The sequence below is a fragment of the Streptosporangium sp. NPDC005286 genome (genome assembly GCF_040607515.1).
Taxonomy (GTDB): domain Bacteria; phylum Actinomycetota; class Actinomycetes; order Streptosporangiales; family Streptosporangiaceae; genus Streptosporangium.
In genome coordinates this window covers 1-16503 of sequence record NZ_JBEXGU010000115.1, presented here as the reverse complement: position 1 = coordinate 16503, position 16503 = coordinate 1, and the positions used below count along the sequence as shown (strand labels likewise).

At 71.4% G+C, this 16503-nt stretch carries 16 protein-coding genes; 8 read left to right on the top strand and 8 right to left on the bottom strand.

Annotated features, from left to right (window positions below; genetic code table 11):
• Positions 1-380: 380 nt before the first annotated feature.
• Both ABZU75_RS31895 and folP read left to right on the top strand, forming a co-directional pair.
• Complete coding sequence (locus tag ABZU75_RS31895; protein ID WP_030909189.1) at positions 381-1250, top strand: LysR family transcriptional regulator; 870 nt, start codon at positions 381-383, stop codon at positions 1248-1250.
• 97 nt (positions 1251-1347) lie between these two features.
• Complete coding sequence (gene folP / locus ABZU75_RS31890; protein ID WP_355562263.1) at positions 1348-2181, top strand: dihydropteroate synthase; 834 nt, start codon at positions 1348-1350, stop codon at positions 2179-2181.
• Positions 2182-2190: 9 nt separating this feature from the next.
• Here folP and ABZU75_RS31885 read toward each other — a convergent pair whose 3' ends face one another.
• The 3 genes from ABZU75_RS31885 to ABZU75_RS31875 all read right to left on the bottom strand — a co-directional run bounded on the left by ABZU75_RS31885 (position 2191) and on the right by ABZU75_RS31875 (position 5863).
• Entirely contained in the window at positions 2191-3609 is a 1419-nt protein-coding gene (locus ABZU75_RS31885) for an aspartate aminotransferase family protein (RefSeq protein ID WP_355562260.1), read from the bottom strand.
• 141 nt (positions 3610-3750) lie between these two features.
• A complete protein-coding gene (locus ABZU75_RS31880; RefSeq protein ID WP_355562257.1) occupies positions 3751-5187 on the bottom strand; it encodes an ATP-binding protein in 1437 nt (478 codons plus the stop codon).
• Position 5188: 1 nt separating this feature from the next.
• Complete coding sequence (locus ABZU75_RS31875) at positions 5189-5863, bottom strand: response regulator transcription factor (protein ID WP_326640903.1); 675 nt, start codon at positions 5861-5863, stop codon at positions 5189-5191.
• Between the two features lie 205 nt (positions 5864-6068).
• Here ABZU75_RS31875 and ABZU75_RS31870 point away from each other — a divergent pair, with 205 nt between their 5' ends.
• From ABZU75_RS31870 to ABZU75_RS31860, 3 genes are read left to right on the top strand one after another with little or no spacing between them, the layout of a single operon-like run.
• Positions 6069-7199 (top strand): DUF2092 domain-containing protein, encoded by a 1131-nt coding sequence (locus tag ABZU75_RS31870; RefSeq protein WP_355562253.1) that lies wholly within the window; start codon positions 6069-6071, stop codon positions 7197-7199.
• A gap of 5 nt (positions 7200-7204) precedes the next feature.
• Positions 7205-8224 (top strand): ABC transporter ATP-binding protein, encoded by a 1020-nt coding sequence (locus ABZU75_RS31865; RefSeq protein ID WP_355562250.1) that lies wholly within the window; start codon positions 7205-7207, stop codon positions 8222-8224.
• Positions 8211-9188: an ABC transporter permease gene (locus ABZU75_RS31860; RefSeq protein WP_355562247.1), complete on the top strand. Its 978-nt coding sequence runs from the start codon at positions 8211-8213 to the stop codon at positions 9186-9188. Before ABZU75_RS31865 ends, ABZU75_RS31860 begins: the two co-directional genes overlap by 14 nt.
• A gap of 207 nt (positions 9189-9395) precedes the next feature.
• Here ABZU75_RS31860 and ABZU75_RS31855 read toward each other — a convergent pair whose 3' ends face one another.
• Both ABZU75_RS31855 and ABZU75_RS31850 read right to left on the bottom strand, forming a co-directional pair.
• Positions 9396-10139: a YcnI family protein gene (locus ABZU75_RS31855; protein WP_355562244.1), complete on the bottom strand. Its 744-nt coding sequence runs from the start codon at positions 10137-10139 to the stop codon at positions 9396-9398.
• Positions 10140-10181: 42 nt separating this feature from the next.
• Positions 10182-10736, bottom strand: coding sequence for an MFS transporter (locus tag ABZU75_RS31850; protein ID WP_355562241.1), 555 nt, complete (start codon positions 10734-10736; stop codon positions 10182-10184).
• A 104-nt stretch (positions 10737-10840) separates the two neighbouring features.
• On the opposite strand from ABZU75_RS31850, the gene ABZU75_RS31845 reads away from it, so the two are divergent.
• A complete protein-coding gene (locus ABZU75_RS31845) occupies positions 10841-11320 on the top strand; it encodes a hypothetical protein (RefSeq protein ID WP_355562239.1) in 480 nt (159 codons plus the stop codon).
• Positions 11321-11347: 27 nt separating this feature from the next.
• Here ABZU75_RS31845 and ABZU75_RS31840 read toward each other — a convergent pair whose 3' ends face one another.
• The 3 genes from ABZU75_RS31840 to ABZU75_RS31830 are packed head-to-tail and all read right to left on the bottom strand — an operon-like array spanning position 11348 to position 13588.
• Positions 11348-12097, bottom strand: a complete 750-nt coding sequence (locus ABZU75_RS31840; protein WP_355562236.1) for an ATP-binding cassette domain-containing protein — start codon at positions 12095-12097, stop codon at positions 11348-11350.
• A 3-nt stretch (positions 12098-12100) separates the two neighbouring features.
• A complete protein-coding gene (locus ABZU75_RS31835) occupies positions 12101-12889 on the bottom strand; it encodes an ABC-2 family transporter protein (protein WP_355562234.1) in 789 nt (262 codons plus the stop codon).
• Between the two features lie 33 nt (positions 12890-12922).
• The gene (locus tag ABZU75_RS31830) at positions 12923-13588 is read right to left on the bottom strand and encodes an ABC-2 family transporter protein (RefSeq protein ID WP_355562305.1); all 666 of its coding nucleotides are present in this window, start codon (positions 13586-13588) and stop codon (positions 12923-12925) included.
• Between the two features lie 409 nt (positions 13589-13997).
• Between ABZU75_RS31830 and ABZU75_RS31825 the strand changes: the two genes are divergently transcribed.
• Both ABZU75_RS31825 and ABZU75_RS31820 read left to right on the top strand, forming a co-directional pair.
• Complete coding sequence (locus ABZU75_RS31825; protein WP_355562231.1) at positions 13998-15101, top strand: alpha/beta hydrolase fold domain-containing protein; 1104 nt, start codon at positions 13998-14000, stop codon at positions 15099-15101.
• A gap of 282 nt (positions 15102-15383) precedes the next feature.
• The coding region (locus ABZU75_RS31820; RefSeq protein ID WP_355562228.1) for a serine/threonine-protein kinase at positions 15384-16503 on the top strand (1120 nt) is incomplete at its 3' end.

Sequence of the window (16503 nt, the reverse complement as noted above, 5' to 3'; positions counted from 1 at the left end):
TTCTTCTCGCGGCCGGTACGAACACCGGTCGTCGCTAACCGGAAACCCCTGGTCACGGGGGTGCCGCGAGGCGGGGGCGGGGTTTCCCCGGCCGGTGCGGTGCAGGCCGAGGGCGGCCCTGAGTCGCTCTTACGGGTGGTGCCGGATGCGGTCTGTCCCCGCGGCGGAGGGTGTCGTTCGTTGGCTGCCAAGTTGTCTCCCCGCGAACCCGAGCCCCCGGTCTGCGCTACAGGTCCGGACCTTTGCCAAATTTGGGGCGTAAGCATACTGATTTATCATCCGTCACGGATGTCGCTGCGTTCGATTACATTCCGAAATCAGCCGAGGTGATCTCCGCGATGTGCCGGACCGATCCGGGGCTCGTGACCTAGCTTCAAGTCATGAATCTGCAGCAGCTCCGCTATGTGGTCGCGACGGCGGAGCATCGCACCATGACCGACGCGGCCAGATCGCTGTACATCGCACAACCCGCGCTCTCCCGTGCGATCAGGGATCTGGAACGAGAGCTCGGGATGACATTGTTCGCGCGTTCCGGACGTGGCGTGGTCGTCACGGCACAGGGGCGCCGGGTGGTCAAGCTGGCCAGGGAGGCACTCGATGCCGTTCGCGAGATCGAGGCACTGTCCACGCACGGCCACACCTCCGAGGCGGAGCTCCGCATCGCCTCGATACCCAGCCTCGAACCGGGGCTGGCCGGACGCCTTCTCCCCGCGTACACCGCGGAACATCCCGGGGTACGCATTCAGATTGTCCGCTGTGACGGGCGGGACGGCGTGGTGAGCGCCATCAGGGACCAGCGGGCCGACCTCGGCCTGACGGACCTGCCCGTCCCCACCGATCTGGTCAGCCACCCGCTGGAGCGCCAGGAGATCGTGCTGATCTCCCCGCCCGGCGTGGACCTGCCCGACCCGGTGCCGGTGAGGAGACTCAACGGCATGCGCCTGGTACTGCCGGTTCCCGGCAGCTCCCGGCGCAGGGAGTTCGACGCGCTCTTCGCCAAGCACGGTGTGGCCCCCGTGGTGGCGACGCAGCTCGACGAGCGCGGCAACTGGCTGAGCACCGTCCGTTCGGGTACGGCCTCGATGCTCTGGTACCGGGGGATGGCCGAGCAGGCCGCCCGCGCCGGACTCGTGGTCCGCACCCTCGATCCCTCGGTCCGCCGGGTGATCGCCATCGTTCACGCGCGACGGCGGCTGCCCGCCATCGCCCAGGAGTTCCTGTCCGTGGCCGAAAGTGGGTCGGCCGCGTAGGAGCCCCGAGGCTCGTCAGTTTTCCCCAGGTTTCCCCCAGAGGCGGCGCAGGTGGGAGCGCCGTCCTCTCCGACACCGGGCTATAGGCTCGGTCTCGATGACTACTCTGCACCTGCGAGGCCGTGAGTTCCGGCCCGGTGAGTTCGCGATCATGGCGGTGGTCAACCGCACCCCCGACTCCTTCTTCGACCGGGGAAGGACCTACGGTTTCGCGGCGGCCCTGGAGGCGGTGGACGGTGCCGTCGCCGGAGGCGCGGACATCGTCGACATCGGCGGCGTCAAGGCGGGTCCCGGTGACGAGGTCGACCCCGCGGAGGAGATCCGCAGGGTGGCCGACCTGGTCGCCGAGGTCAGGCGGCGCCACCCCCGGCTCATCATCAGCGTCGACACCTGGCGTGCGGAGGTCGGCGAGGTCGTCGCGGAGGCGGGCGCCGACCTGCTCAACGACACCTGGGGTGGGGTCGACCCCAACCTGGCATCCGTCGCGGCCAAGCACGGCATCGGCCTGGTCTGCGCGCACGCGGGACGGGTCGCCCCCCGCACCCGCCCGCACCGCATCGCCTACGCCGACGTGGTCGCCGACGTCATCGGCTACACCGTCGACCTCGCCGAACGCGCCGTCGCCGCGGGAGTGTCCAGGGAGTCGATCCTCATCGACCCGGCGCACGACTTCGGCAAGAACACCTGGCACTCCCTGGAGATCAGCCGTCGCCTGGACGAGATGGTCGGCACCGGCTGGCCGGTGCTCGTCGCGGTCTCCAACAAGGACTTCGTCGGTGAGACCCTCGGCGGGCTCCCGGTGGACGAGCGCCACGCGGGAACCATGGCCACGCTGGCGGTCTCCGCCTGGCAGGGCGCCCGGGTGTTCCGGGTCCACGACGCCGCGTCCGCCCGCGCCGCCCTGGCGACCGTCACCAGGCTCCGGCGATGACGCGGCGCGTCAGGAGTAGATGACCGACAGGAAGCGGATCAGGATGGCCTCCCGGCGGTCGGCGGGAAGGGCGTCCAGGACGGCGTTGACCACGGCCATCTCCGGCTGGCCGGAACCGCCCAGATCCACCCCGACCGAGGCCGCCAGCTCGCCGAAGGTCTCGTCGTCCAGCGTGTCCAGGTCCAGTTCCGCGATCAGTTCCACCAGCCCCTCGGGCAACCGCGCGGGGCCGCGCCCGCGGGCCGCCTCCGCCGCCTCCGCGATCACCTCCAGCATCGCCTCGACACCCCGCAGGGTCACCCCGGTCACCGTGATGTGGATGTTGGCCGGGATACCCGCGTACGACAGCTGCGGCTGCAGGAACCACCCCCGCTTCCTGGCCTCGTCGGACAGTACGAACACGTCCACCTCGTCCGAGCCGAAGGCGACCAGCGCGGACTCGGGGTCGCCGAGCACCCGCAGCCCCGGGATCTTCGCGATGCCCTCGCGGAGCATGCGGGCCGCCGCCAGGGTGGTGCGGCCGAGTTCCAGGTAGCCCTCCCTGCCCAGGGCCTGGAAGGTGGCCCACGCGCCGCCCAGCGGGCCGGCGGACTTCGAGCTCTGCACCGTGGCGTTGATCACCGTGTAGCCGGGCCACGACGCCGAGGCGAAGTACGCCCGGCGCCGCAGCGCCGGGTCGGCGAACAGCACGACCGACGCACCCTTGGGGGAGTAGCCGAACTTGTGCAGGTCGCACGAGAGGGACGTGACCCCGGGAACCGACAGGTCGAAGGGCGGAACACTCGCCCCGGCCTCGCGCAGCCACGGCAGCAGCCACCCGCCCACGCAGGCGTCCACGTGACACGGCACGCCGCGCGCGGCGGCGATCGCGGCTATCTCGGAGATCGGATCGATCACGCCCTGGGGGTAGGACGGAGCCGAGGCGACCACCAGGACGGTGTCCTCGCTGATCGCGGCCTCGACGGCCGCGGGGGAGGCCTGGAAGGTCACCGGGTCCACCGGCACCGGGTCCACCACGACCCCCAGGTAGTGCGCGGCCTTGTGGAAGGCCGGGTGCGCGGTCACCGGGACCGCCATCCGGGGGCGGCCCTCGGTCTTCCCGGAGTCCCGGGCCGCCTTCACCGCCAGCATGATCGACTCGGTGCCGCCGCTGGTGAAGATGCCCCACCCTCCGCCGAGCAGCTCGGCGACCGCGCCGACGACCTGCTTCTCCATCTCCACGACGCTGGGGAACGCCGTCGGGTCGAGGGTGTTGACCTCAAGCATCTCGAAGTAGGCCCTGGCGGCGGCCTCGTGCACCTCGGGGCGCCCGGTGTCGTAGACGTACGCGGTCACCTTGCCGCCGCGCACCGGCAGGTCGTCCCGCTTGAGGCGGGTGATCTCGGCGAGCAGTTCCTCGGTGCTGCGGCCCTTGTCAGGCAGGCTCATCGGTCTCCTCGGGGGGACGGCTCGCACGGCTCGCGTGCCGGAAGGGACGCGGCCCGCAGAGGCCGCAGGGGAGTACCCCAGGATCATACGGATCGTGGCGCCGGGGAATCCGGTGGCAAGGAGACGGTTGACAGGCCCCGCTCAGGACAGGGGAAGCCGTACGACCGCCCGGAGACCGGGTGAGGCGTCCTCCAGGTGGACCGCGCCGCCGTGGGCGTGCACCGTCTCGCGCACGATCGCCAGGCCAAGACCGGCCCCGCCCTCGTCGCGGCTGCGCGCGCTGTCCAGCCGGGTGAACCGGTCGAACACCCGCTCCCGGTCGGGCTCGGGAATGCCGGGCCCGTCGTCGGTGACGGTCAGCACGGCGTCGGCTCCCTCGTCCCGCAACTCGACCAGCACAACGGTGCGGGTGTGCCGCAGCGCGTTGTCGACCAGGTTGACCAGCACCCGTCCCAGATCCAGCGCGTCCCCCGTCGTCACCATCGGGCCGTCGTCGATCTTCACAGTGACGGCCTGGCCGTACCGCTCGACGGTCTGCTGGACCAGCTGGTCCAGTTCCACCGGCTCCCTGCGCGCCGGTGTGCCGCCGCGCTCGTCCAGGCGGGCCAGCGCGAGCAGGTCCTCGGCCAGCCGGGACAGGCGCATGGTGTCCTCCAGCACGCCCTCGGCCGTCTCCTGCCAGTCCTGCCCTCCGGGATGGCCGAGCGCCACCTCCAGCTGGAGCCGGATGCTCGCCAGCGGGCTGCGCAGCTCGTGCGCCGCGTCCGAGACCAGGGCCCGCTGCCGGATGTCCGCCTTCTCCAGCCGGGCCAGCATCGCGTTCAGCGTCGTGGCCAGGCTGTGCACCTCGTCGCGCGCCTCGGGCACCGGCAGGCGATGGGAGCGAGCGGTGTCGGTGATCTCCTCCGCGCCCCGGCGCAGTGCCGTGATCGGCCGCAGGGTCCCGCCGATGATCACCCAGCTGACCCCGGCGAGCAGGATCAGCAGCAGCGGCGTGCCGACGAGCAGCACGTGCCCGGCCGTGGAGATGCTGGTCTGCACCTCGCTGAAGGGGCGCGCCGCGATCACCGTCCTTCCCCCGTCGGCGCTGAGCACCCGGACTCGCAGCACGTGCGGGATGCCGTACGGCTTCCCGTCCAGGAAGCGCGCCTCGGCCGCGCCGATCGCCTCGGCCCGGTCGGCGGCGTTCAGCAGCGGCACCAGCCGGTCGGTGCCGGCGGTGGTGTGGGTGATCCGCCCCGCGCCGTCGATCACCTGCAGGAGCGTGCCGTCCGGCGAGGTCACCTCGTTGGGCAGCCGCTCGGCGTCGGCCAGCGAGACCGTCTCCCTGGCCCGCTGGTAGATCGAGTCGTCGATGGTGCTCAGCAGCGCGTTGCGAAGCACGCCGATCATCACGTACGCCGAGACCACGAGTGCCACCGCCAGCACGGCCGAGGCGACCGCGGTCAGCCGGAAGCGCAGGCTCCGGCGCCGCCACAGGCCGACCGCGCGACGCCTTCCCCCCGGTGTCGCGCCGGTCGCCGGGGGCGGGTCGGCCGGAGGAGCCTGGCGGGGCCGGGGCGCGGGAGCAGCCGCCATCTCAGCCACCATCGCCGGCCAGCCGGTATCCCGCTCCCCGCACCGTCTGCAGCGCGTTCCTGGAGAACGGCACGTCGATCTTGCGCCGCAGATAGCCGACGTAGACCTCGACCACGTTGGGGTCGGTGTCGAAGGTGTCCCAGACGTGCTCCAGGATCTCCGTCTTGGAGACCACCTCGTCGTGGTGGCGGATCAGGAACTCCAGCAGCGCGAACTCCCTGGGCGTCAGCTCCACCGGCGTCTCGCCCCTGGTGACGCGTCGCCGCGCCGGATCCAGTGCCAGGTCCCCGGCCCTCAGCACGGACGGGCGCCGGTGCGCGCCGCGCCGCAGCAGCGCCCTCAGCCTGGCCACCAGCACCACGTACGAGAACGGCTTGGTCAGGTAGTCGTCGGCACCGAGGTCGAGCCCGTCGGCCATGTCGTACTCGCCGTCCTTGGCCGACAGCATCAGGATCGGCACCCAGTTCTCCTCCGCCCGCAGCTGCTTGCAGACGTTGTAGCCGGAGATCCTGGGCAACATGATGTCCAGCACCATCACGTCGTACTCGCCGTGCCTGGCCTGGTGGAGGCCGTCCTCCCCATCGTGCGCGAGGTCGACCACGAACCCCTCGGCCTGCAACCCCCGCCGCAGGGCCGCGGCCATCCGCCGCTCGTCCTCCACGACGAGAACCCGCATGATCCACCTCTTCTCTCACCTTGGACGTTCCCATCCTCGACCACCCGGCCTGAGAGGTGGCTGAGAATCCTGTGAGCCCTCTCAGTCTGTCTCAGCCTCGGCACAGGAGCCGTCCCGCAGGCTGCTGTTCACAGGCACTGACGGCATAGCGTGGAGGAATGAGATGTCAGAACGAGCGAGACGTGGACGCGCAGTGAGGTGGGCCGTGCCGGCCGCCGCGGTCGCGGTGATCGCCGGAGCCATCGGAGCCGGGCCGGTCATCGCCGCCGTCCAGGGGGATCCCGTCCTGCCCGAGCGTACCGCCGAGCAGCTGCTCGCGAGCGCGGCCCAGGCCGGCCGGGCCGGGTTGAAACCCATGTCGGGCACCGTCATGCAGACCGCCTCACTCGGGCTGCCGGGACTGCCGGAGGTGCCGGGCATGGGCGGGTCCTCGCCCATCGCCCTGCTCTCGGGCTCGCACGAGCTCAAGGTCTGGTACGGAGGGGCGGACAAGGTCCGCTTCGCCCTTCCCGGCCGGATGAGCGAGACCGACCTGATCACCAACGGCGACCAGATCTGGCTGTGGCAGAGCGACGAGAACAAGGCCACCCGGGTCAAGGCCGGGAGCGGGGAACAGGGCGAGGAAGCGGCCCGCGCCCACGAGGCACTGCCCACGGCGACCACGCCGCAGCAACTCGCCCAGCAGTTGCTGCAGCGGGTCGGCGCCGACACGGTGGTCAGCGTGAGCAACACCGAGAAGGTCGCCGATCGTGCGGCCTACCAGCTCGCGTTCGCGCCCAAGGACACCTCGTCCCTGGTCAAGGAGGTCAAGCTGGCGCTGGACGGGGAGACCCTGGTCCCGCTGCGGGTGCAGGTCTACGCCAGGAGCGCGGCCGAGCCCGCCTTCGAGGTCGGTTTCACCTCGGTCACCTTCTCCCCGCCCGCCGCGGAGAACTTCACCTTCACCCCGCCCGCGGGCGCCAAGGTCGAGGAGACGTCGATCGCCGAGATCCTCAAGGAGCGGCGGCCGGAGCAGGACAAGAACCTCGAGGACGCGGAGAAGCTCAGGGGCGAGATCAGCACCGTCGGCGACGGCTGGACCACGGTCGCGGTGATCCCCGTCTCCGAGCAGGAACTCACCGGCCAGGGGTCGGGCCAGGGCGAGGAATCCGCGGGAGCGGGCGTCGGCGCGATCGGCGACGCCCTGCTGAAGTCGGCCAAGCCGATCAGCGGGACCTGGGGCAGCGGCAAGGTCATCCAGACCAAGCTGGTCTCCGCGCTGCTGACCGACGACGGCCGCCTGCTGGTCGGCGCCGTCACCCCGGAGAAACTGTCCGAGGCGGCCGGTCGGAAATGAGCCGGATGCCGACAGACGCCGGGCTCGCGGTGGACGTCCCCGGATCCCGTGTCGGGGATCCGGGGGGCGGTGCCCGGAGAGAGGCGCCCGGCGCGGAGCTCTCCATCGTCACCAGCGGGCTGACCAAGCGGTTCGGGAGCGGGCAGGTGGCCGTGGACGCCCTCGACCTCGCCGTGCCCAGCGGGTCGGTGTTCGGCTTCCTGGGCCCCAACGGCTCGGGCAAGACCACCACCATCCGCATGCTGCTCGGCCTGGTGGCGCCGACGGCGGGCGAGTGGCGGCTGCTCGGCACGCCGATGCCCGGCGGGGTGGGCGGCGTGCTGTCGAGGGTGGGAGCGCTGGTCGAAGGGCCGGCCTTCTACCCCTACCTGTCGGGCGAGGCGAACCTGCGCCGCTATGACGCCGCCGACCCGTCGGCCGACCCGCGCACCGTCTCGGCCAGGATCGGACTCGCGCTGGAACGGGTGGGCCTGGCCGCCGCGGCGGGCAAGCGCTACCGGGCCTACTCGCTCGGCATGCGCCAGCGGCTGGCCATCGCCGCCGCCCTGCTCGGCCCCAGGGAGTTGCTGATCCTCGACGAGCCGACCAACGGGCTGGACCCGCAGGGCACCCGTGAGGTGCGCGGCCTGGTCAAGGAGATCGCCGCCGAGGGGACCACCGTCTTCGTCTCCTCCCACCTGCTGGCGGAGGTGGAGCAGATGTGCTCCCACGTCGCGGTCATGCGGGCCGGACGGCTGGTCGCGCAGGGACCCATCGCCGACCTGCGGGCATCGGAGACGGTCAGGATCCGGGTGGAGACCCCCGACGTCGAGGCGGCGGCGGCGGTGCTCGCCGGACTCGGCCTGCCGGAGATCCGTCTCGGTGACGGCGACGTCAGCGCGGCACTGGGAGCCGGCCTGCCGGAACAGGTATGCGCCGCGCTGGTCACCGGTGGTGTCGCCGTCCGCGGCCTGGCCGTCCAGCGACCCACTCTTGAGGACGTGTTCATGGGCCTGACCGGGGAGGGATTCGATGTCGACGGTTAGCGGAAAGGAAGCCGTGTCCACCGAGAACGTCACACGCGCCACCCCTGACCAGGACCCGGCCCAGGGGAGGGACCCGGTCATGACGGCGGGTCAGGTCGCCGGTGGGCGCCCGATTCCCCCGCCGCGGGCGGTGAGCGCCCCCAGGGCGTGGCTGCGGCTGCTCGGCTCGGAGGTCGGCCTGACGTTCCGGCGGCCCAGAAACCTCGCCATGCTCGGGGTGCTCACCGTGATCCCGGTGCTGATCGGCATCGCGCTGCGGATGTTCGCCGGGACCGGCGGGGACGGGACCGGTGCTCCGGCGATCTTCGAGCAGATCACCGGGAACGGGTTGTTCCTCACCTTCGCCGCGCTCTCGCTGCTGGTGCAGCTGATGCTGCCGGTCTCCGTCGCGATCGTCGCGGGGGACTCGATCGCGGGGGAGGCGGGCATCGGCACGTTGCGCTACCTGCTCGCGGCCCCGGCGGGCCGGACCCGCCTGCTGGCGGTCAAGTACGCCACCGTGGTCCTCTTCTGCCTGGCCGCCGTCACCGCGGTGGCGCTGTCCGCGCTCCTGGTCGGCCTGGTGCTGTTCCCGGCGGGCCCGATCACGCTGCTGTCGGGAGGGACGATCCCCTTCCTCGACGGGGTGCTGCGGATCGGCGTCGTCGTGCTGTACGTCACCGCCGGCATGGCGGCCCTGGCCGCCATCGCACTGGCCCTGTCGACCCTGACCGAGGTGTCCGTCGGAGCCATCGCCTCGACAGTGGTCATCGTCATCGTGGCCCAGGTCCTGCGAGCCGTTCCGCAGCTGTCCGCGCTCCAGCCGTACCTGCTCACCGAGTGGTGGAGCGGCTTCGACGGCGTTCTGCGGGACCCGGTGGCCACCGGAGACATGGGGCAGGGCCTGCTGGTCTTCGCCGCCTACGCCGCGGTCTTCTGCTCCATCGCCTGGGCACGCTTCACCGGCAAGGACATCACCGCCTGAGCTCAGGCGCAGCCGGGCACGCTCCCGGAGGCCACGTCGCGGCCACGCCCGCCCGCCACAGGCTCTCATGCCAGACCAGGGCGAGTTCGCGGTAGCGCAGGTCGCTCGGGTGCGAGTGGAGCACGGTGGCGTACTCGACTCGCCCGTTCCGCCGGAGAACACGAGACGGCCCCGGAGAGCTGCTCTCCGGGGCCGTCTCGCGCCGGATCAGGAGGCGCGGCCGCCGCGGCGCAGGCCCAGGGCGCCGACCACGGTCCCGACGAGCCCGAGCACCAGGCCGGCCCCGCCGAGCAGGCGGGCGGTTCCGTCCGAGCCCTCGGACGCGGAGGCGGCGGGGGCCACCGAGGGTGCGGCCGTTACGGCCACGGCCGACGGCGTCGCGGAGGCGGCGGCACCGTGACCGTCACCCTCGGCGGAGGCGGGGGTGAGCTTCAGCACCGGGGCCGGACGCTCGGCCTCGGAACCGTCGGCCTTGGGCTCGTCCGCCCACTTGACGACCTCGCCACCGGTGTAGGTCTGGGTGGTGGGGAAGATGAGCTGGTCGGTGTCGGTGGGCAGCTTGCCCATGGACACCTCGAACTCCTGGAACTGGCCGGGTTCGATCTTTCCGCCCGACCAGATGACCTTCGTGACCGCCTCGGTGAGCTCGCCGTACTCGGTGGTGACCGGCTTGGGCAGCTTGCCCTCGACCACCTTGACCTTCCAGCCGGGTACCGGCTTGACCGAGACGAACGCCAGCGGGTGGTCGACGGGGAAGGTCACCTCCAGCCTGTTCGTGGAGGCGTCGTCACGCTCGTTCGGGACTCGGAAGGCGACCTTGGTGAAGCCGCCCTGCTGGGCGCTGTTGGGATTGATGGTGACGTGCGCGAGGACGGGCAGGGCGAGACCGAGGGTGAGGGCGGTGACACCGGCGGTGACGGTGGCCAGGCGGCGGGCATGGGAAAGCGGCATGGGGGTTCTCCACTTCGGGATTTCAGGATTTCGGGGGGCGGGTCAGGCGGCGGGGAGTGGAGGACCACGCCGGCTGACGGAGTGACGGAGAACGGCGCGCGCGAAGACGGGCGTGACCGGGGTGCGGGCGGGACGCGGCGGAGCCGCGGCCACGGCCGGGAGCCGCAGCAGCCGGAACATCGCGCCGAGGCGGTGCCGGGCCGAGCGGAGCAGCGCCCACAGGGCGGTCTCGCCGCGGGCCAGCCACCATCCGGTGACCAGCGTCGCGGTGAGGTGCGCGACGAGCATGCCGAGACTCTCGCCCAGCCCCCTGGCGTGCGGGTGCGGGGCCACTGGAATCCCGGTGGCGTCACCGAGGAGGAACAACTCGTGCAAGGACAGTTGCAGGACGGACAGCACGGTGCTGATCGCCACGGTGGACCGCTCGCGCCCGGCGAGCAGCACGCTCACCGCCATGACCGCGGCTGCGCCGCTCGCCACCGCCCACGGCTCCGGCCCGGAACCGCCCGCGACCACGTGGCCGAGGACGGCGAGCGTCACGCAGACGGCCGAGAAGGCGGCCGCGCGCGTGAGGCGTAATGGGAGACGGGCGCGCATGGTGCCCCATATGCTCTCACGCCTCTGAGATGTCTGCCGTTTTAAGATTTTTGTCGCTATGGTGGCCGCGATCCTGACAGATCCTTCAATCCAAGGTGGTAGGGATGCGGCACGTTTCTGGGGTGCTTGTCGGGTTGGTTATGGCGGCGGTGCTGCTCTTCGGCGCCGGTTGGGCGGTGCAGGAGGCGGGGGTGAGCCTGGCGCCCCTTCCCGTTCCCGCGGAGAACGGCTCGAGGGTCTGGATCGCCCTCGGGGTGATGGCCGCGATCGGCCTCCTGGTCGGCCTGGTGGTCGCCGGTCGGGTCTCCCCGCTGGCCACCTTCGTTCCGTCGATGGTGCTGCTGGCCTGGACCGTGGTCTACGCCCTGGACGTCCGCCGCGCCATGGGGCTGGTTCCCGACGAGCCCACCTTCCACCCATTGCTCCTGCAGGCGGGTCGCGGCATGGGCCTGCTGCTGACCACCGGTGTCTACGCCCTCCTCGGCGTCCTGCTGTTCCTGCCGGTGCTGATGCCCTCCCGCTGGGCGCCGCGGTTCCGGGACGAGGAGGAGTACGAGGAGTCCGGCGAGCAGGACTACCGCTGAGCTTCCGGCCACCGGCCTTCCCGGGGATCAGGCGGAGTAGAGGCGGGCGACCACGTCCTCCATGGAGGCCTCCCCGGGGGCGGTGGCGCGCAGGTCGTCGAGGGTGCCGTCGAAGGCCAGGCTGCCGCGGTCGATCAGCATGACGCGGCGGCAGAGCTTCTCTATGTCGCCCAGGTCGTGGGTGGTGAGCAGGACGGTGGTGCCGCGCTCGGCGTTGAGGCGGAGCAGGAAGTCGCGCATGGCGGCCTTGCTGACCACGTCCAGGCCGATCGTGGGCTCGTCGAGCACCAGCACGGCGGGGTCGTGCAGGAGCGCGGCGGTGATGTCGCCGCGCATGCGCTGGCCGAGGCTGAGCTGGCGGACCGGAGTGCCCATGAAACCGGCGAGGCCGAGGAGTTCGGTCAGCTCGGTCAGCCGTCGCCGGAAGTCTTTTTGATCTACTTTGTAGAGGTGTCGGACCAGTTCAAAACTGTCCCGCAGCGGCAGGTCCCACCACAGGGTCGTCCGCTGGCCGAACACCACCCCGATCCTGCGTGCCAGCGCGGTGCGGCGGCGCGTCGGGTCGAGCCCGGCCACCCGGATGCTGCCGGAGGTCGGCGCCAGGATGCCGGTGAGCATCTTGATGGTCGTGGACTTGCCCGCGCCGTTGGGGCCGAGGTAGCCGACGAACTCCCCTGCTTCCACGCTGAACGACAGATCCCGTACGGCGTGCACGGTCTTTTTGGCCCTGCGGCGGCCCACGGTGAACGAGCGGCCGACCCGGTCGAGTTCGATCATGTGTCAACTTCCCGTCGAGCGGTAGCGGCGGATGCCCGCCCGCCAGGCCAGGGCGGCGACGGCGGCCAGGGCGACGGCCGCTGGGGGCGAGGCGAAACGGAGCCAGTACGGCAGGCCGAAGGGGTCCTCGCGGTCGAGCACGAACAGCGCGGGCTGCCAGTTCACGAACGCCAGCGGCACGACGAAGGTGACGCCCTTGACGAGCTCGGAGCCGTAGACGCTCAGCGGGTACTGGGTGAGGGTGCTGCCGCCGTAGGTGAAGGCGTTGGCCACCTCGGGGGCGTTGGTCAGCAGGAACTGCATGGCGCCGCCGAGGGTGAAGACCGAGGCGAAGATGACGACCCCGCACAGGACCATCAGCGGGATCATCCAGATCCTGCTCCAGGCGAGGCCGAGCTGGGGCAGGGCGACGGCGAGCACGACGGCGGCCTGTGCCGTCCTGCCGAAGCGGTGCACGCTGAAGCGGTCGACGGCCATCTGGGTGAAGGCGCTCGCCGGGCGGATCAGCATGGTGTCGAAGCTGCCGCTCCTGATGTGCTGGCTGAGCCGGTCGACGTTGCCGAAGAGCATGTCGGCCAGGGCGAAGGACAGGCCGGAGGTGCCGTACAGGAACATCACCTCGGCCAGGCCGAAGCCGCCCAGCGACCCGGTGTGCTCGAAGATCACCAAGATCGCCGCCACGTCCAGCGCGTTGACCGCGAACGAGCCCAGCATCATCATGATCAGCGGCCCCGGGTACTGTGCCGAGGCTCTCAGCCAGGTCCAGGCCAGCAGGAGGTAGGTCCTCACCATCGGCCGCCCGTCCCGGTGGTCCTTCGCGCGCCGTCAACCACCCTGGATCACGACCTTCCTGCGGGCGGCGCCCGTGGCCAGGGCTCCCAGGGCCAGTAGTGCCACCGCCCAGGCGAGCTGGAACCCCAGGGCTTCCAGGACGTCTCGCTTGCCGAGGTAGAGGTCGGCGGGTACCTGCACCATGGCCGACCACGGGAGTGCCTCGGCCAGGGTGCCGAGCCAGCCGGGGAAGAGGTTCAGTGGCAGGACCATGCCACTGAAGAAGAGCGTTGTCACCAGTGACAGCGACTGCACGCCCCGGTCGTCGACCACCCAGCAGGCGGACAGCGCCACCAGGTAGCGCAGGGCGAAGCTGACGACCACTCCCAGGATGAGGCCGGCTGTGAAGGAGAGGCAGGTCACCGGGTCGGCCGGCGCGACGAGGCCGAACAGCGCGGCGCCGACGGCCGTCGGCGGCAGGCTGCGTAGCAGGAAGAGGTATGCGGCCCTGCCGAGATCGTCGGCGAGGCTCCACATCTGCAGGGAGGCGGGGCGGACCAGGTCCAGGGCCACGTCTCCGCTGCGCACGCGTTCGGAGAGTTCCAGGCCGCCGCCGAAGACCTGCATGGGGCCGATGAACGCCTGGCTGAGGAAGCAGAAGGTGACGGCGTCGGCGAGGTCGTAGCCGGCGAGGCCGGGGCGGGCCTGCCAGAGGGCGATCAGGACGTAGGCGCGGAGGATGCCGAAGACGGTGTTGGTGAAGGCTCCGGCGACGGCGGCGGCGCGGTAGGTGGAGTGGCGGCGGAAGCCGTATCCGGCGATACGCGCGTAGAGCAGGAAGGCTGCCTCCCGGTGGGCGTCAGAACGGCCCTCCCATCCTCCTGGGTGGTCTGGGGAGGGGCAATGGATTTTTGGCGATGAGCGGGTGCGAGCCGGTCACGGGATCCGGGCGGCGCGTGGTGGCCCGGTCCGATGTCGGGCTTTCACCGGGATTCGGTCATGCCCCCAGCGTGTTGTATACCGATGCGATACATAGTTGCAATCTGCTCGATATGTAGAATCGCCGATAAAAGTATGTTATGAGGGGAATGTCCTTTTGTGGAGGTCCCCCATGCGCCATGAGATAGATATGGACGTCAGTCCGGCCTACCCCTTCAGCTGGCAGGCCGCGACCCTCAACGCGATCATGCGCGGCACCTTCAAACCCGCCTCCCAGCTGCTGCTGAGAACCGACATCGGTTTCGTCGCGGCCTCGCGCATCGTGGCTCTGGCGGGCAGGGTTCCGCTCCGCCTGCCCGTCCATGTGCGTGTGACACCCGATGAGGCCGGGCCGTGTCCGGGAGAGTGGGTCCGCGCGGGCGAGGAGCTCGACGAGCGCAAGGTCCTGCTCTACTTCCACGGCGGGGGCTACTTCGCCTGCTCCCCGGTCACCCACCGGCCGATCACCTGGCGCCTGTCGGCCGCGGCCCGGCGGCCGGTGCTGGCGGTCGACTACCGCCAGGGCCCGGTGCACAGGCCGGCCGAGGCGCTCGCGGACGCGATCGCCGCCTACCGGTGCCTGCTGGAGCAGGACTACGACCCCGCCGACATCGTCTTCGGCGGGGACTCGGCCGGCGGCCACCTCACCCTGGCCACGCTCCTGGCGCTTCGCGACCAGGGCATGCCGCTGCCGGCCGCCGCCGTGTGCCTGTCGCCGTGGACGGATCTCACCGGTGCGCCCCGCAGGGTCAACCGGATGCTCGACCCGCTGATCCCGGCCGGCCGCGTCGACTGGCTCGCCCGCCGCTGGACGGCCGGTCTCGACCCCCATGACCCCCTGCTCTCCCCGGTCCTCGGTGACTACACCGGTCTGCCGCCGCTGATGGTCGTCACCGGCTCCACCGAGGTCCTGCGCGACGAGGGCCGCCGGGTGGCCGAGCGGGCCCGCGCGGCCGGGGTGCCGGTCACGTACGAGGAGTGGCCCCGTATGCCGCACGTCTTCGCCATTCTCGCCGACGTCGTCCCCGAGGCCCGCAAGGTCTACTCGCACATCGCCCGCTTCCTCACCGCCGCGCAGGACCTCCCGCCCGCCGGCGAGGTCTCCGCGCGGGACCTGCTCGCCCAGGACGTACCCGACCAGGGTCTCGCCGCGCAGGATCTCCTGGCCTCGGATCTTTCCGCGTCCGGCCTTCCCACCGGGGACGCCTCCGCCCTCGGGACCCCGCCCGCGCAGTCCGGTTTCGCGGCGGCCTGAGCGCGCGGGGGCGGCGGACCCGCCGCGGTCCGGGTTTTCGATGTCCGGCGGTGTTCAGCCGCGCGGGCCCTTCCCGCTGGTCACGCCGTCCCGTCCAGGCTCAAAGGCATCCCGCGCACCACGGATTTCTTACCCCCAGGGATCATTCGTCTTACCTCTCATATCCCTTCTGGCCTGTCGGCAGCGAAGGGCGCTCGAATCCCGTCACAGTGTGCTTGCCGTAGCCCGCGCACGAGAGGCTCAACGAGGATGGCACGTGGGGGAACAGGTCCCATAAGCGGCATGCCGACCGGTGTGCGGCCGCTGACCGTCGGGGACCCGGTCATCATCGGCCGTTACCTTCTGCTCGGCCGCCTCGGAACGGGCGGCATGGGCATCGTCTATCTGGCCCAGCACCCGCAGGGCGGGGTGGTGGCGATCAAGACCCCGCACCCGATGCACCTCAACGATGCCACGCTCCGCGCCCGTTTCGCCGAGGAAGTGAGATTCTCCCGGAGAGTGGTGCCTTTCTGCACCGCCGCGGTGATCGAGGACGGCACCGACAAGGACCGCCCCTACCTGGTGTCGGAGTACGTTCCGGGCCCCGCGCTCTCCCAGGTGGTCTCCACGCACGGTCCGCTCACCCCCGACCTGGCCTACGGCGTCGCCCTGGGGGTGGCCGCCGCGCTGGTCGCGGTGCACGAGGCCGGGCTGGTCCACCGAGATCTGAAACCGGGCAACGTGCTGCTGTCGGACACCGGTCCGCGGGTGATCGACTTCGGCATCGCCAGGGACGTCGACGTCCTCGCCGCGCACACGCAGGCGGGGCAGGTCATGGGCAGTCCCGGCTGGGTCGCCCCGGAGCGGCTCACCGGCGGGCTCGCGCTGCCCGCCTCCGACATCTTCGCCTGGGGCTGCCTGGTGGCCTACGCGGCCGGCGGCCACCATCCCTTCGGCACGGGTGAGGCGGACGTGCTGACCCGGCGCATCATGGTCGAGCCACCGAGGGTGGCCTCGGTGCCCGCGCTGCTGCGCCCGGCCGTCGAGGCCTCCCTGGCCAAGGACCCCGCCGACCGGCCAGGGGCCGCGGACCTGCTCGGCGCGCTGCTCGCCGCGGGTGGTGTGGGTGACCCGTGGGACCTGCGCGAGGCGGTCGCGGCGGTGCTGGCGGAGATCTGGACCCCGGTGCCCCACGCGCCGGGAGCCGGGAGGGTGCGGCTCGCGACGCCGCCCTCGTTCCACGACGAGCCCTCGGTCCCGGTGGAGATCCCCGCCAGGGCTTCGCGCAGGGCCAGGCCGAGCAGGGGAGCGCACCTGTCGCAGGCCGGCTTCGCGGCGCTGGCCACGGTCTCCATGGCGGCGGTCACCGTGGCCGCCGCGGCCGGTGGCGGCGGGATCGGTTCCGGCGCCGGCTCGGGCATGC

What these genes read in the sequence shown, in the direction of transcription:
- ABZU75_RS31895 (WP_030909189.1), top strand. Translation starts at nt 381, where the DNA reads ATGAATCTGCAGCAGCTCCGCTATGTGGTCGCGACGGCGGAGCATCGC.
- folP (WP_355562263.1), top strand. Translation starts at nt 1,348, where the DNA reads ATGACTACTCTGCACCTGCGAGGCCGTGAGTTCCGGCCCGGTGAGTTC.
- ABZU75_RS31885 (WP_355562260.1), bottom strand. Translation starts at nt 3,609, where the DNA reads ATGAGCCTGCCTGACAAGGGCCGCAGCACCGAGGAACTGCTCGCCGAG.
- ABZU75_RS31880 (WP_355562257.1), bottom strand. Translation starts at nt 5,187, where the DNA reads ATGGCGGCTGCTCCCGCGCCCCGGCCCCGCCAGGCTCCTCCGGCCGAC.
- ABZU75_RS31875 (WP_326640903.1), bottom strand. Translation starts at nt 5,863, where the DNA reads ATGCGGGTTCTCGTCGTGGAGGACGAGCGGCGGATGGCCGCGGCCCTG.
- ABZU75_RS31865 (WP_355562250.1), top strand. Translation starts at nt 7,205, where the DNA reads ATGCCGACAGACGCCGGGCTCGCGGTGGACGTCCCCGGATCCCGTGTC.
- ABZU75_RS31860 (WP_355562247.1), top strand. Translation starts at nt 8,211, where the DNA reads ATGTCGACGGTTAGCGGAAAGGAAGCCGTGTCCACCGAGAACGTCACA.
- ABZU75_RS31855 (WP_355562244.1), bottom strand. Translation starts at nt 10,139, where the DNA reads ATGCCGCTTTCCCATGCCCGCCGCCTGGCCACCGTCACCGCCGGTGTC.
- ABZU75_RS31850 (WP_355562241.1), bottom strand. Translation starts at nt 10,736, where the DNA reads ATGCGCGCCCGTCTCCCATTACGCCTCACGCGCGCGGCCGCCTTCTCG.
- ABZU75_RS31845 (WP_355562239.1), top strand. Translation starts at nt 10,841, where the DNA reads ATGCGGCACGTTTCTGGGGTGCTTGTCGGGTTGGTTATGGCGGCGGTG.
- ABZU75_RS31840 (WP_355562236.1), bottom strand. Translation starts at nt 12,097, where the DNA reads ATGATCGAACTCGACCGGGTCGGCCGCTCGTTCACCGTGGGCCGCCGC.
- ABZU75_RS31835 (WP_355562234.1), bottom strand. Translation starts at nt 12,889, where the DNA reads ATGGTGAGGACCTACCTCCTGCTGGCCTGGACCTGGCTGAGAGCCTCG.
- ABZU75_RS31825 (WP_355562231.1), top strand. Translation starts at nt 13,998, where the DNA reads ATGGACGTCAGTCCGGCCTACCCCTTCAGCTGGCAGGCCGCGACCCTC.